Annotated in this window: 13 protein-coding genes; 7 read left to right on the top strand and 6 right to left on the bottom strand. The window is 60.6% G+C overall.

Going from position 1 to position 12,931, the window contains the following annotated elements:
* Positions 1–194: 194 nt before the first annotated feature.
* The 5 genes from HH213_RS11640 to HH213_RS11620 are packed head-to-tail and all read right to left on the bottom strand — an operon-like array spanning position 195 to position 4,432.
* Positions 195–1,022, bottom strand: coding sequence for a Rossmann-like and DUF2520 domain-containing protein (locus HH213_RS11640; RefSeq protein WP_169112352.1), 828 nt, complete (start codon positions 1,020–1,022; stop codon positions 195–197).
* Complete coding sequence (locus HH213_RS11635; RefSeq protein ID WP_169112351.1) at positions 1,022–1,597, bottom strand: DUF924 family protein; 576 nt, start codon at positions 1,595–1,597, stop codon at positions 1,022–1,024. The genes HH213_RS11640 and HH213_RS11635 overlap by 1 nt, the downstream gene beginning before the upstream one ends.
* Position 1,598: 1 nt before the next feature.
* Positions 1,599–2,345 (bottom strand): MgtC/SapB family protein, encoded by a 747-nt coding sequence (locus HH213_RS11630; RefSeq protein ID WP_110846105.1) that lies wholly within the window; start codon positions 2,343–2,345, stop codon positions 1,599–1,601.
* 24 nt (positions 2,346–2,369) lie between these two features.
* Positions 2,370–2,621, bottom strand: a complete 252-nt coding sequence (locus HH213_RS11625; RefSeq protein WP_110846104.1) for a hypothetical protein — start codon at positions 2,619–2,621, stop codon at positions 2,370–2,372.
* The gene (locus HH213_RS11620; protein WP_169112350.1) at positions 2,618–4,432 is read right to left on the bottom strand and encodes an aminopeptidase P family protein; all 1,815 of its coding nucleotides are present in this window, start codon (positions 4,430–4,432) and stop codon (positions 2,618–2,620) included. Before HH213_RS11620 ends, HH213_RS11625 begins: the two co-directional genes overlap by 4 nt.
* Positions 4,433–4,832: 400 nt before the next feature.
* Here HH213_RS11620 and HH213_RS11610 point away from each other — a divergent pair, with 400 nt between their 5' ends.
* Positions 4,833–5,093, top strand: a complete 261-nt coding sequence (locus tag HH213_RS11610; protein ID WP_169112349.1) for a HigA family addiction module antitoxin — start codon at positions 4,833–4,835, stop codon at positions 5,091–5,093.
* A 70-nt stretch (positions 5,094–5,163) separates the two neighbouring features.
* On the opposite strand, the gene HH213_RS11605 is transcribed toward HH213_RS11610, so the two are convergent.
* Positions 5,164–5,853, bottom strand: coding sequence for a Crp/Fnr family transcriptional regulator (locus HH213_RS11605; RefSeq protein WP_169112348.1), 690 nt, complete (start codon positions 5,851–5,853; stop codon positions 5,164–5,166).
* Between the two features lie 110 nt (positions 5,854–5,963).
* On the opposite strand from HH213_RS11605, the gene HH213_RS11600 reads away from it, so the two are divergent.
* The 6 genes from HH213_RS11600 to HH213_RS11575 all read left to right on the top strand — a co-directional run bounded on the left by HH213_RS11600 (position 5,964) and on the right by HH213_RS11575 (position 12,927).
* Positions 5,964–7,910, top strand: a complete 1,947-nt coding sequence (locus tag HH213_RS11600; protein WP_371875713.1) for an AMP-dependent synthetase/ligase — start codon at positions 5,964–5,966, stop codon at positions 7,908–7,910.
* An 11-nt stretch (positions 7,911–7,921) separates the two neighbouring features.
* Entirely contained in the window at positions 7,922–8,755 is an 834-nt protein-coding gene (locus HH213_RS11595; RefSeq protein WP_371875699.1) for an ABC transporter ATP-binding protein, read from the top strand.
* The gene (locus HH213_RS11590) at positions 8,752–9,648 is read left to right on the top strand and encodes a branched-chain amino acid ABC transporter permease (RefSeq protein WP_169112345.1); all 897 of its coding nucleotides are present in this window, start codon (positions 8,752–8,754) and stop codon (positions 9,646–9,648) included. Before HH213_RS11595 ends, HH213_RS11590 begins: the two co-directional genes overlap by 4 nt.
* 3 nt (positions 9,649–9,651) lie before the next feature.
* Complete coding sequence (locus HH213_RS11585) at positions 9,652–10,710, top strand: branched-chain amino acid ABC transporter permease (RefSeq protein WP_169112344.1); 1,059 nt, start codon at positions 9,652–9,654, stop codon at positions 10,708–10,710.
* Between the two features lie 21 nt (positions 10,711–10,731).
* Complete coding sequence (locus HH213_RS11580) at positions 10,732–12,036, top strand: ABC transporter substrate-binding protein (RefSeq protein ID WP_110846095.1); 1,305 nt, start codon at positions 10,732–10,734, stop codon at positions 12,034–12,036.
* An 87-nt stretch (positions 12,037–12,123) separates the two neighbouring features.
* The gene (locus tag HH213_RS11575) at positions 12,124–12,927 is read left to right on the top strand and encodes an ABC transporter ATP-binding protein (RefSeq protein ID WP_110846094.1); all 804 of its coding nucleotides are present in this window, start codon (positions 12,124–12,126) and stop codon (positions 12,925–12,927) included.
* The last annotated feature ends 4 nt before the right edge of the window (positions 12,928–12,931 follow it).

Genomic DNA, 12,931 nt, shown 5'->3' with positions numbered 1-12,931 from the left:
TTGCAGATTGATTCTTGTAGAAAACATTCTAAGAAACAAGCTTATTGCTAATCGTGCCGTTTGTCGACTGATCCCGGTACTTATTTGTGAATTCGTGTCATTACAACTGCAACTAGCTTGTCCCGGACAAGAGGGCTAACTAGTTGAAATATAGTTGTTAAGTAGTAATTTGCAAGAAGATACGCGAGGAAGCCCTATTTCTGCTGCTTTCTGGCCGCCAATGCTGTGGTCGGACCGACAAGAGACTGATACAACGCTCCCGTGTTCGCATCCCACTGACTGACAGCCTGCTGCTGGCGGGCCACGGTGGCCAGGTCGCCGCGCGCGATCGGCCCGCTCAAGGCCGCTGCCGCCCCCAGCCGGAACACATTTGCCATCGATTCGCTGGCAAGCGGCTGCGCCAACTGGCGCGCCACCGGTTCCGGAATGCCGGCCGCCTGATACGCGCGCAATGCCGCGTCCAGCACCGTCACCAGGTAATTACTCGCAAATACGGCCGCCGCGTGATACACGGTTTTAGCCGACGCGTTGATCGTCACCGGCTGCGCGCCGATCGCCTGCAAGGCCGGCGTCAGCACCGCCAGCGCGCCGTCGTCGCCTTCAATGCCGCAGAAAGTGCCTGAAAATTGGGCAGCCACCGCCGCCGGATCGGCAAAGCTGCGGATCGGATGTACGCTGGCCACCAACGCGCCGGCTTCGCGCGCGGCGCGCAACTGGTCAGACGCCAGCGCACCGCTGCAATGGAACACGATGCTGTCCTTGAGCGGCACGGCGCGCACCAAGGCCTCGCTGGCGGCGGCGATCTGGTCGTCGCCGACTGCCAGCACATGCACCGCCGCCGGCTGCAAGTGCGCGTAAGCCGTCGCCACGCTACCAGCGCCGATGAAGTCGACCGCCTGCTGCGCGGACGCTGCGGAGCGCGTCAGCACCTGCTGTATGCGAAAACTCCCTTGCTCCGCCCACAAACGTCCAAACACGCGGCCCACATGGCCGGCGCCGATCAGATTCAATGCAGGCGCCATCAGAAGCCCGATCCCGGCTGCTTGAGAAACTCCAGTTCAGACAGCGTCGATTCGCGCTGCAAAATTTCGTTACGGTGCGGGAAGCGGCCAAAACGGCGGATCACCCGCTCATGCCGCACCGCGTAATCCAGCATGCCGGCGATGCCCTGATTGCCCGGCTGCGCCTCGGCCAGGCGCGTGAACAGCCTGACCGCCTGCTCCTGCATGGCGATATCCTCGGCATGCTCCAGTGGCATATACACGAACGCGCGCTCGAACGGCGCCAGCGCCTGGTCCTCGCCGGCGTCGATCATGTCCAGCGCGGCCTGCAAGGCCTGATGGTCGCCAGCGAAAGCCAGCGGCGTGCCGCGATATACATTGCGGCAGAACTGGTCCAGCACCAGGATGCGCGCCAGCGCCGCCTGCGGTCCCTCGGCGTCCCAGTGATGCAGGCCGCCCTCCAGCGCCTGCTCGATCTCGGCGCCGAAGCGCCGGGCTATCTCGCGGTCGAAGGCGTCGTCCTTTTGAAACCACGCTTTGCGCGGCAAGTCGCCGGTGAACCAGAAATCGTATACCGCCTGTGCTTGTGCGTTCATATCAGTTACGTGCGTGAGTCAGTTGATAGCTATGGATACCTTCGAATTCCGCCAGTTCCGCCGACAGCACCGCCATCGGCGCGCCACTGCGCTTGCTGAAGGCGATGGCGACAAAGCGCCACTCCTGCATGCCACCATCGCTGCCGATCATCAGCGAGCCGCCGGCGATTTCGTAGCCGCGCTGCCCCGCCATGGCTCTTAGCGCCGGCTCCTGCGGCTTGTAGCCGGCCTTAAAGCGCATGGTGATGGCGATGGCGTGGCGCGAAGGCAGCCAGGCCTCCAGCCGCGTCAGGAAGATCATCGAACCGGCGCACAGCAAGGCCAGGCCCATGGCGCCGGCATAAAAGCCCACACCCACCATCACGCCGATCACCGACGAGGCCCAGATCGACGCCGCCGTGGTCAAGCCGCTGATGTTGAAGCCTTCGCGCATGATCACGCCGGCGCCGAGGAAGCCAATGCCGGTGACGATGCCCTGCACGATGCGGGTCGGATCGGAGCTGATCAGGTACTGCGACACATGCCCACCGAACCAGTGCGCCGGATAGCCGCCGATCACCGTCAGCCCGGCCGACGCCATGCACACCAGGCCATAGGTGCGCATGCCCGCAGCGCGGCCGTGGTACGAGCGCTCGTAGCCCACCATCAGCCCCAGTGCCAACGCGCCCAGCAAATTCAGCAAAATCACCGCATTGGTGGCCAGTTCGGAATGCGACCAGTAAGCGGACAGAAAGTCGAATGCGGGCATGTGAAGCCTTATTTTATTTTGACGTTATTTTTTAACCAGCTGCTTTTCGAAGGCGATATCCAGTTTGCTCATGCGCTTGGGCGCTTCCGGGGAGATGGTCTTGACGAAGGCCACGAAGTCGTCGAGTTCCATCGGTGGGCACAGCGGCGGATTGCCGGCGCCGTCGGACAGGAAGAAGTGGCCGCTGCCGGTCACCGACATCGAATATTTTTCATTGCCGCTGCGGCGTTTCAGCCGATCGACTGCCGTGGTGGCGCGAGTTGCGCGTGCGCTCATAAAATCTCCGTTCGTTGTTCAAGCCATGCCAGCGCATCGCCGGACAGCAGTGGCGACAGGCGCTTGCGCACCGTCGCGTGGTAATCGTTCAGCCAGCGCTTTTCGTCGTCGCGCAGCAGCGTAGGTTCGATGCAGCGCGTATCGATCGGGCACAGGGTCAGCGTCTCAAAATTGAGGAACTCGCCGAACTCGGTCTGGCCGGCGCTGCGGTTCAGCACCAGGTTCTCGATGCGGATGCCCCAGCGGCCCGGCCGGTACAAGCCCGGTTCAATCGACGTGATCATACCCGGCTCCATCGCGGTCTGTGGTTCCGGCATGGTCGATGGCGAAATTGACTGCGGCCCTTCGTGCACATTCAGGAAGTAGCCGACGCCGTGACCGGTGCCATGACCGAAGTCCAGGCCTTCGGCCCACAGCGGCGCGCGGGCGATGGCGTCCAGCATCGGCGACTTGGTCCCACGCGGGAAGCGGGCTGCGGACAGCGCGATCATCGCCTTCAGCACCAGCGTGAAATCGCGCCGGTGCTCATCGCCGATGCGGCCGACCGCCACCACGCGGGTGATGTCGGTGGTACCGCCCAAATACTGGCCGCCGGAGTCGATCAGCAGCAGGCCGTTGCCTTCAATCGTGGCGTGGCGGGCGGCGGTGGCGCGGTAATGCATGATCGCGCCGTTAGGGCCGAAACCGGCGATGGTGGCAAAACTGGGACTGACGAAGCCGGGGCGGCGCGCGCGGGCGGCGGTGATCTGCTGGTCGATAGCGACTTCGGTCAGCGGCGCGCGGTCCGGGTTAGCCAAGGTCTGATCCAGCCAGGTGAAGAATTCGCACAGCGCGGCGCCGTCCTGCTCCATGGTGGCGCGCACGTGAATGGCGTCCTGTTCGCTCTTGCGCGACTTGGCCAGCGTGGTCGGGTTGATTGCTTCGATCACTTTGACCTTGGCCGGAATCCATTGGCGGGTGCCGTGGGTGACGCGGCGCGGGTCGAGCAGCAGCGTGCTGTCGGCCGGCAGCGCGGCCAGGGCCGTGGCGGCAGATTCGTACGGGGCGACGTCGATGCCTTCATCGGCCAGCGCGGTGCGCAGCTCGGGCGACACCTTGCCGTCGGCGACGTACAGCGTGGCGCGGGTGGGCGTCACCAGGGCGTGCGACAGGAAAATCGGGTTGAAGTTGACGTCGGCGCCGCGTAAATTGAACAAATAGGCAATATCGTCCAGCGTCGAAATCAGGTGGCGGTTGGCGCCGGCCTGCTGCATGGCGCCGCGCAAATCGGCCAATTTGCCGCTGCGGCTTTTCGACGCGTACGGCGGCAGGTGCTCGAAAACCGGCGCAGCGGGCAGCGGTGGGCGGTCTTGCCACACTTGTTGCAGCAAATCGACGTCGGTGCGCAGGGTGACGTCTTTGGCGTCCAGCGCAGTTTGCAGCAGACGGGCGATGGCCAGGCCGAGCACGGCGCCGTCAACCGCCAGCGTCTGGCCGGATTTCAGGTGACTTGCCAGCCAGTCAACATATTGCACGCTGGCGCCGGAAGTCAGCTTCATCAGCTGGATGCCGGTTTCGGCCAGTTGTTGTTCGGCCTGGGTCCAGTAGCGGGCGTCGGTCCACAGGCCGGCGAACTCCGGCGTAATGATCAAGGTGCCGACCGAGCCGGTAAATCCGGACGCCCATTCGCGCCCCTGCCAGCGCTCGGGCAGGTATTCGGACAGGTGCGGATCGGCTGACGGGATCATCAGCGCATCGATATGCGCCTGACGCATCGCCGCCCGCAACAGCGCCAGGCGCTCGGCGACTTGGGAGGGGTCTGGAGTATTCATGGGAAGGCCTAAATAGTTGGTCCCATGATACCGCGATTACATGATCTGTCGCTGAACGACTGTGGTGGCGGAATGTTTAAATGGCCCAGCTTGTTGTGTTAACCACGCGGGTCTATATTGATCATGATCGCCTCATTCCGGCCCAAGGGGTGACGCCAGTTTTATGAGACCGGTTCGCTCGCGGGAATACAGCCGCATCACGCAGCGCGGCTGCAATATTTACTAACAGCACTGGATTCTGCCAAGCAAAGTGAAGAGATGAATGAATCTGGTTTCCACTTGCATCTTTTATCAAAACTAAAATTCCACGCCGGTCTGTTAAAGTCAATGCAAACTGGCGGCTAACATTTGAATTCGACCAAGGAAATGCTGTTGTTATCGACTACGAGGATTATCACTAATGGAAATGTACAACCCCATGCCACCTGGAGAATTTATTAAATTACGGTATTTGGAACCTAATAAAGTAAGTGGACGCCAGTTTGCAGAACAATTAGGCGTATCCGCCTCCACGGTCAATCGACTTTTAAATGCCCAGACCCGCATCACGTCCGCAATGGCTGAGCGTCTTTCTAAAGTCGTCGGCAGATCGGTGGGCAGTTGGATTCGGCTTCAGGAGGTGCAGGACCGTTGGCAGGAGCGGCTGCGCAATGCGGCTTGAGTGGGCTGTCGTGCTCGGATTTGGCGCGTACGCGCTAATAATTGGCATAAGCTGAACGAAAAAAAAGCCGCTAAGCCTCATAACGCCGTAATCCCTCCAAATCCAGAATGCGGATGCCGCCATAATCCAGACTAAGCAATCCCTGTTTCTCCAACAGCTGCAAAGCCTGATTCGCGCGCTGGCGCGAGGCGCCGGATAATAACCCCAACTCCTCCTGCGATATATGTACGATCTTCTCCAAGCTCGGATATAAATGCGCATGGTATAAAGATGCCAGACACCGCGCCACTCGCGTATCTGGATTCAATAACCGGTCATTCTCCACCGTACCGATAAACTGGCCTAGCCGTTCATTCAATTGCATTAGCAAGAACCGGCTAAACGGCAAACTATTATCCAGCAACCACATAAACGTCGCCGCTGGCATGCGCGCGATACGGCTATCGCGCAACGCCATCGCATCATATTTAAGTACCTCGTTTTTTAAAACCGTGCCCTCGCCAAACCAGCCACCCGGTGGCACACCGGTAAACGTCACGCTTTTACCAGTAGAAGAGAAATTATTCATCTTGACCAGACCGTCGATAATACCCAGCCAATTCTCGACCATTTCCCCTTTGCGACAGACATAACCACCTTTCGGTACAAAGGTTTCAAACGTATCGGCCTCAACGCGCGCCATTTGTTCCGGCGTCAGGTCTTTAGCCCAGATCGCTGAACGCAATGCCGCCTGCAAACTTATTGGATCTCGTTCAGACATTTTTGCGATGCACCATAGAAAAGTCTGTGAATTGTCGTCGAAAAGACAACTTGCCACCCCGTGGCAAGTTAATATCATCACACAAAAAAACAAAACAGCAACAGGAGACACTGGTGCAAAAAGAACACGAGACCTTCCCTCGGCGCCTGCTCGCGCACGGCCAGGAGCGGCCGGGGAAACCCGCGTTTCGCGAAAAGCATCTGGGCATCTGGCAGAGCTGGAACTGGGCCCAAGTCAACGGCGAAGTGCGCGCCCTCGCCTGCGGTTTAGCCGCGCTCGGCTTCCAGCGCGGCATGAACTTGGCCATCGTCGGCGACAACCGGCCGCGCTTATATTGGGCGATGCTGGCTGCCCAATGCCTGGGTGGCGTACCGGTGCCGCTCTACCAGGACGCTCCCGCCGCCGACATGGCCTACGTGCTGGACAACGCCGACATCCATTACGCCATCGTCGAAGACCAGGAGCAAGTCGATAAATTACTGGAATTACAATCCCTCTACCCGCACATCCGCCACATCGCCTACGACGACGAACGCGGCATGCGCCACTATCACCAAACAGGCCTGCTGTCCTTCGCCCGCCTGCAAGAGACGGGCCGCGCGTGGGATCTGGCCCACCCCGGCTTTTTTGACGCCCAGGTGGCGGAAGGCCGCGGCAGCGACAACGCCATCATCCTGTACACCTCCGGCACCACCGGCAAACCGAAAGGCGTGTGCCAGACCCACGCCGCGCTGACTGCAGCTGGTACCGGCGGCGTCGGTTTCGAAAAACTGACCGACGCCGAAGACATCCTGTCCTACCTGCCTATGGCGTGGGTGGGCGACTGCCTGTTTTCCTTCGCGCAGGCGATGAGCGCCGGTTTCACCGTCAACTGCCCGGAATCCGGCGAGACCGTGATGACCGACATGCGCGAAATCGGCCCCACCTATTACTTCGCCCCGCCGCGCGTATTCGAGAACATGCTGACCACCGTGGTGATACGGATGGAGGACGCCGGCGCCATCAAACGCCGCATGTTCCATTACTTTATGGCGGTGGCGCGGCGCTGCGGTGCTCAAATATTAGACAACAAACCGGTGCCGCTAGCCGACCGTCTGCGCTACGCCGCCGGCAAGCTACTGGTCTACGGGCCGCTGAAAAATGTGCTCGGCATGTCGCGCATCCGCGTTGCCTACACCGCCGGCGCGGCGATCGGGCCGGATTTGTTCCGCTTCTACCGCTCCATCGGCGTCAATCTGAAGCAGTTCTACGGCTCCACCGAAACCTGTGCCTACATTTGCTTGCAGCCGGATGGCCAGATTAAATTCGACAGCGTCGGCCTGCCGGCGCCGGGCGTCGAGGTCAAGCTGGCCGATAATGGCGAAGTGCTGGTCAAGTCGCCAACCTTGATGGACTGTTATTACAAGCGGCCCGATGCCACCAGCGAAGCAATCGACGCCCAAGGCTACTTCCACACCGGCGACGCCGGCCTGTTCGACGTCGACGGCCACCTGAAAATCATTGACCGCGCCGCCGACGTGGGACGCATGAACAGCGGCGCCATCTTCGCGCCCAACTACGTTGAGAACAAACTCAAGTTTTTCCCGTTTATCAAAGAGGCGGTGGTGTTTGGCCACCAGCGCGACGAGGTCTGCGCCTTCATCAACATCGACATCGAGGCTGTGGGTAACTGGGCGGAACGCCGCAGCATCGCCTATTCCGGCTACACCGACCTGGCCGCGCATCCCGCCATATATGGGCTGGTACGCGACTGCATCGAACAGGTCAACGCCGACCTGGCCGCCGAGCCGGCGATGGGCGACACGCAAATTCACCGTTACCTGGTGCTGCACAAGGAGCTCGATCCCGACGACGATGAGCTGACGCGCACGCGCAAGGTGCGCCGCAAGTTCATCGCTGAGAAGTACGCGGTGCTGATCGAGGCGCTCTACAGCGAACAGACCTCGCAGTACATCGAGACGCAAGTGAAGTTTGAAGATGGCCGCACCGGCGTGGTGGCGGCGGACCTGAAGATCCAAGCGTGCAAGACCTACCCTGCCATACAGGCAGCGGCATGACGGAGGCCCAGATGCAAATGAACGAGCCAGAGGCGCACTTCGGCGAAGGCGAAAGCGCAGCACGAAGGGAAACCGGGCCGGTGATCCTCGACCTGAAAAACATCTCGCTGTCCTTCGGCGGCGTGCGCGCGCTGACCGACATTTCCTTCGACGTGCGCCAGCACGAAATCCGCGCCATCATCGGCCCGAACGGCGCCGGCAAAAGCTCGATGCTCAACGTGATCAACGGCGTGTACCGCCCGCAGCAAGGACAGATCACTTATCGCGGCGAAGTGCGCAAGAATATGGACTGCCACGCCGCCGCCAAATCCGGCATCGCCCGCACCTTCCAGAATATCGCGCTGTTCAAGGGCATGACGGTGTTGGACAACATCATGACCGGCCGTAACCTCAAGATGAAATCCAATTTCCTGATGCAGGCGCTGTACTGGGGACCGGCGCGGCGCGAAGAAATCGCCCACCGCATCAAGGCCGAAGAGATCATCGATTTCCTGGAGATTCAAGCCATCCGCAAGACGCCGGTCGGCCGCCTGCCTTACGGCCTGCAAAAGCGCGTGGAACTGGGCCGCGCGCTGGCCGCCGAGCCGGAAATCCTGCTGCTGGATGAACCGATGGCCGGCATGAATGTCGAAGAAAAACAGGATATGTGCCGCTTCATCCTCGACGTCAACGACCAATTCGGCACCACCATCGTGCTGATCGAGCATGACATGGGCGTGGTGATGGATATCTCCGACCGCGTGGTGGTGCTCGACTACGGCAAGAAAATCGGCGACGGCACGCCAGACGAAGTACGTTGCAATCAGGACGTGATCAATGCTTACCTTGGAGTGGCCTGTTCATGAACTTCTTCTTCGAGGTGCTGATCGGCGGCCTGCTCTCCGGCGTGATGTACGCGCTGGTGGCGATCGGTTTTGTACTGATCTACAAAGCCTCCGGCGTATTCAATTTTGCGCAGGGGGCGATGGTGTATTTCGCCGCGCTGACCTGCGTGGGAGTAATGGACAAGCTGGGTGTGTCGCTGTGGATCGCTTTGCCGATCACCGTAGCGGCAATGATCGTGCTTGGGTTGGCGATAGAACGCGTGGTGCTGCGGCCCCTGGTCAACCAGCCGGAAATCACGCTGTTCATGGCGACCATCGGCCTGGCCTTCTTCATCGAAGGGCTGGCGCAGCTGATGTTCGGCGCGCAGGTGCGCAAGCTGGAGCTGCCGATCGAAGACGTGCCATCGCAGTATCTGATGGAGCACTACAACATCCTTGTCTCGCAATTCGACATCATGGCCGCCGCCGTATGCGGCCTGCTGGTGACGTCGCTGGCCCTGCTGTTCTCGAAAACCAAAGTGGGCCGCGCACTGCGCGCGGTGGCGGATGATCACCAGGCCGCGCTGGCGGTCGGCATTCCGCTGCAGCGCATCTGGGCCGTGCTGTGGGCGGTGGCCGGCATCGTGGCGCTGGTGGCGGGCCTGCTGTGGGGTGCGCGCAATGGCGTGCAGTTCGCGCTGACGTTTGTGGCGCTGAAGGCGCTGCCGGTGCTGATCCTGGGCGGCTTTACCTCCATGCCCGGCGCGATCGCCGGTGGCCTGATTATCGGCGCTTCCGAAAAACTGGCCGAGGTGTACATCGGGCCGATGGTCGGCGGCGGCATCGAGGGCTGGTTCCCTTACGTACTGGCCTTGTTGTTCCTGCTGGTGCGGCCGGAAGGGCTGTTCGGCGAAAAAATCATCCGGAGGATCTGAGCGATGCTGTACCGCGAAGCAGGACAGTTCAAGACCAGCTATCAGGCCGATGGCCAGATCTTCCCCATCATGCAGGACCGCATTGCGCTGCTGGCATTACTGGCTGTCGCCATCGTGTTTGTGCCGCTGCTGGCGTCACCGTACGTGCTGTCGGCGATATTGATCCCATTTTTGATTTTCTCGCTGGCCGCGATTGGCCTCAACATCCTGACCGGCTATGCGGGCCAGCTGTCGCTTGGCACGGCGGCCTTCATGGCGGTCGGTGCGTTCGCGTCGTATAACTTCATCCTGCGCATTCCCGGCTTGCCGGTGCTGGTGGCATTTATATTGGGCGGCTTGAGCGCGGCGCTGGTGGGTATCGCCTTCGGCCTGCCGTCGCTGCGCATACGCGGTTTTTACCTGGCCGCCGCCACGCTGGCTACGCAGTTCTTCGTGGTCTGGTGCCTGACCAAGATTCCCTACCTGACCAACTACAGTACCTCCGGCGTGATCACCGCGCAGCCCATCGTCATCCTCGGCTACAACTTCGACACGCCGGACCGCAAATACCTGCTGGTGCTGGCCGTGGTGGCGGTGATGGCGCTGCTGGCCAAGAATATGATCCGCTCCAACGTCGGCCGCTCGTGGATGGCGGTGCGCGACATGGACGTGGCGGCCGAAGTGATTGGCTTTCGCCTGATGCGCACCAAGCTGCTGGCCTTCGCCGTCAGCTCGTTCTACTGCGGCGTGGCCGGCGCGCTGTATGCGTATGCCTACCTCGGCACAGTGGAACCGGAAGCCTACAACCTCGATCTGTCGTTCCGCATCCTGTTCATGATCATCATCGGCGGTGTCGGTTCGGTGCTCGGTTCCTTCCTCGGCGCGGCGTTCATCGTGCTGCTGCCGGTGCTGCTGAACGTGGTGGCGCACAGCCTTGCGCTGCCGACCAGCGTCGCCTCCAATCTGGAGCTGATGGTGTTTGGTGCGTTGATTATTTTCTTCTTGATCGTCGAGCCGCACGGCTTGGCGCGTTTGTGGCAGATAGGTAAAGAGAAATTGCGTCTGTGGCCGTTCCCTCACTAAAAAAATACAGGAGACAAGTCTATGAAACGCTTTGCATCCATCATCGCCGTGGTTCTACTAGCCGCCAGCGGCGCGGCCATCGCGCAGCCTGCGGAACAGTACATCGCCCTGCCCTCCTACCGCGTCGGCCCTTATGCGGCGGGCGGTTCGGGCTTTTATGGCGGCATTATCGACTACTTCAATCTGGTCAATCTGTCCGGCGGTGTGAATGGCGTAAAGATCTCGTGGGAAGAGTGCGAGACGGAATACAACCCGTCGCGCGGCGTGGAATGCTACGAGCGTTTGAAGACCAAGAACGGCGGCGCAACGCTGGTTGAGCCACTGTCCACCGGCGTCGCCTACGGCATTCTGGACCGCCTGGCGGTGGATAAAATTCCCATGACGATGATCGGCTACGGCCGTTCGGATGCCGCCAACGGCAAGGTCTTCCCCTACGTCTTCCCGCTAATTACCAGCTACTGGAACCAGGCCGCCGCCATGATCAAGTACCTCGGCGACAAGGAAGGCGGCATGGCCAAGCTGAAAGGCAAGAAGATCGTCCACCTGTACCACGACTCCGCATTTGGCAAGGAACCCTTGCCGGTGCTGGAGGCGTTGTCAAAGCAGTATGGCTTTGAACTGATCAAGATTCCCGTCACGCCGCCGGGCAGCGAGCAGCAATCGCAATGGCTGCAAATCCGCCAGGCCAAGCCGGATCACGTGATTCTGTGGGGCTGGGGCTCGATGAATGCGGTCGCCATCAAGACCGCTCAGCGCAATGGCTTCCCGCGCGAGAAAATTCTCGGCGTATGGTGGGCCGGTTCTGAAGAAGATACCGTACCTACAGGCGATGCGGCCAAAGGCTACAGCGCGATGACCTTCAACACGCCGGGCAATTACCCGGTCATGGACGAGATCCGCAAAAAACTCTACGACGCCGGCAAGGGCAATATGGCCGATTCCACACGCATCGGCAGCGTGTACCACATGCGCGGCGTCAGTGCGGCGATACTGTGGGTGGAGGCGATGCGCACCGCACAGGAAAAATTCGGCAAGGGCAAGCGCATCACCGGCGAGCAAATGCGCTGGGGCCTGGAGAACCTGAATGTGGACGAGGCGCGGCAAAAATCTATCGGCGCTTTCGGCATGCTGCCGGTGGTGAAGACCAGCTGCGACGACCATGAAGGCTCCGGCGCGGTGAAAGTCCAGCAATGGGACGGCAAGAAGTGGAACGCCATCACGCCAAACTGGATCGTCGGCGACAAGGCGCTGACCCGCAAGCTGCTGGAAGAAAGCTCCGCAGCCTACGCGGCCGAGAAGAAAATCACACCGGCGTGTATCAAGTAACCGTCGTTCCCGCGCAGGCGGGAACCCATGCTGACTACGCAAATAACCGTTCTATGGATTCCCGCGTGCGCGGGAATGACGACTACTATGACTCCTTATCTGTCTGTGAATAACGTCGAAGTTATCTACGACCACGTCATCCTGGTGCTGAAAGGCGTGTCGCTGCAAGTCCCGCAGGGGAAGATCGTCGCCCTGCTGGGCGCCAATGGCGCCGGCAAGTCCACCACGCTGAAGACCATCTCCACCCTGCTGCGCGGCGAACGTGGCGACGTCACCAAAGGCGAAGTCCAGTTCAAGGGCGAACGCATCGACCAGCTGACACCCAATGAACTGGTCAGGCGCGGCCTGTCGCAAGTGATGGAAGGCCGCCACTGCTTCGGTCATCTGACCATCGAAGAAAACCTGCTGACCGGCGCCTACACACGCAGCACCTCCCGTTCAGAACTAAAGGCATCTCTGGAAAAGGTCTATCACTACTTCCCGCGCCTGCGCGAGCGACGCAGCAGCCAGGCCGGCTACACCTCCGGCGGCGAACAGCAGATGTGCGCCATCGGCCGCGCGCTGATGGCCAAGCCTTCCATGATTTTGCTGGACGAGCCATCGATGGGCATCGCGCCACAAATTGTCGAAGAGATCTTCGGCATCGTCAAGGATTTGAACAGCAAGGAAAACGTCTCCTTCCTGCTGGCCGAACAAAACACCAGCATCGCCTTGCGCTACGCCGACTTTGGCTACATCCTGGAAAACGGCCGCGTGGTGATGGAAGGCGCGGCCGCCGACCTGTCCTGCAACGAGGACGTGAAAGAGTTCTACCTCGGCGTCTCCGGCGCCGGTCGCAAGAGCTTCCGCGACATGAAATTTTACCGGCGCCGCAAGCGCTGGCTGGCATAAGGAT

Origin of the sequence: Duganella dendranthematis, from assembly GCF_012849375.1 — a bacterium.
In the GTDB taxonomy this organism is placed as follows: Bacteria; Pseudomonadota; Gammaproteobacteria; order Burkholderiales; family Burkholderiaceae_D; genus Rugamonas; species Rugamonas dendranthematis.
This window is presented reverse-complemented; position numbering and strand designations above follow the sequence as displayed.

Excerpts from the sequence above, each read along its gene's own strand:
- HH213_RS11610 (WP_169112349.1), top strand. The coding sequence starts at position 4,833 with ATGGAAATGTACAACCCCATGCCACCTGGAGAATTTATTAAATTACGG.
- HH213_RS11580 (WP_110846095.1), top strand. The coding sequence starts at position 10,732 with ATGAAACGCTTTGCATCCATCATCGCCGTGGTTCTACTAGCCGCCAGC.
- HH213_RS11605 (WP_169112348.1), bottom strand. The coding sequence starts at position 5,853 with ATGTCTGAACGAGATCCAATAAGTTTGCAGGCGGCATTGCGTTCAGCG.
- HH213_RS11630 (WP_110846105.1), bottom strand. The coding sequence starts at position 2,345 with ATGCCCGCATTCGACTTTCTGTCCGCTTACTGGTCGCATTCCGAACTG.
- HH213_RS11640 (WP_169112352.1), bottom strand. The coding sequence starts at position 1,022 with ATGGCGCCTGCATTGAATCTGATCGGCGCCGGCCATGTGGGCCGCGTG.
- HH213_RS11575 (WP_110846094.1), top strand. The coding sequence starts at position 12,124 with ATGACTCCTTATCTGTCTGTGAATAACGTCGAAGTTATCTACGACCAC.
- HH213_RS11595 (WP_371875699.1), top strand. The coding sequence starts at position 7,922 with ATGCAAATGAACGAGCCAGAGGCGCACTTCGGCGAAGGCGAAAGCGCA.
- HH213_RS11620 (WP_169112350.1), bottom strand. The coding sequence starts at position 4,432 with ATGAATACTCCAGACCCCTCCCAAGTCGCCGAGCGCCTGGCGCTGTTG.
- HH213_RS11585 (WP_169112344.1), top strand. The coding sequence starts at position 9,652 with ATGCTGTACCGCGAAGCAGGACAGTTCAAGACCAGCTATCAGGCCGAT.
- HH213_RS11635 (WP_169112351.1), bottom strand. The coding sequence starts at position 1,597 with ATGAACGCACAAGCACAGGCGGTATACGATTTCTGGTTCACCGGCGAC.
- HH213_RS11625 (WP_110846104.1), bottom strand. The coding sequence starts at position 2,621 with ATGAGCGCACGCGCAACTCGCGCCACCACGGCAGTCGATCGGCTGAAA.
- HH213_RS11590 (WP_169112345.1), top strand. The coding sequence starts at position 8,752 with ATGAACTTCTTCTTCGAGGTGCTGATCGGCGGCCTGCTCTCCGGCGTG.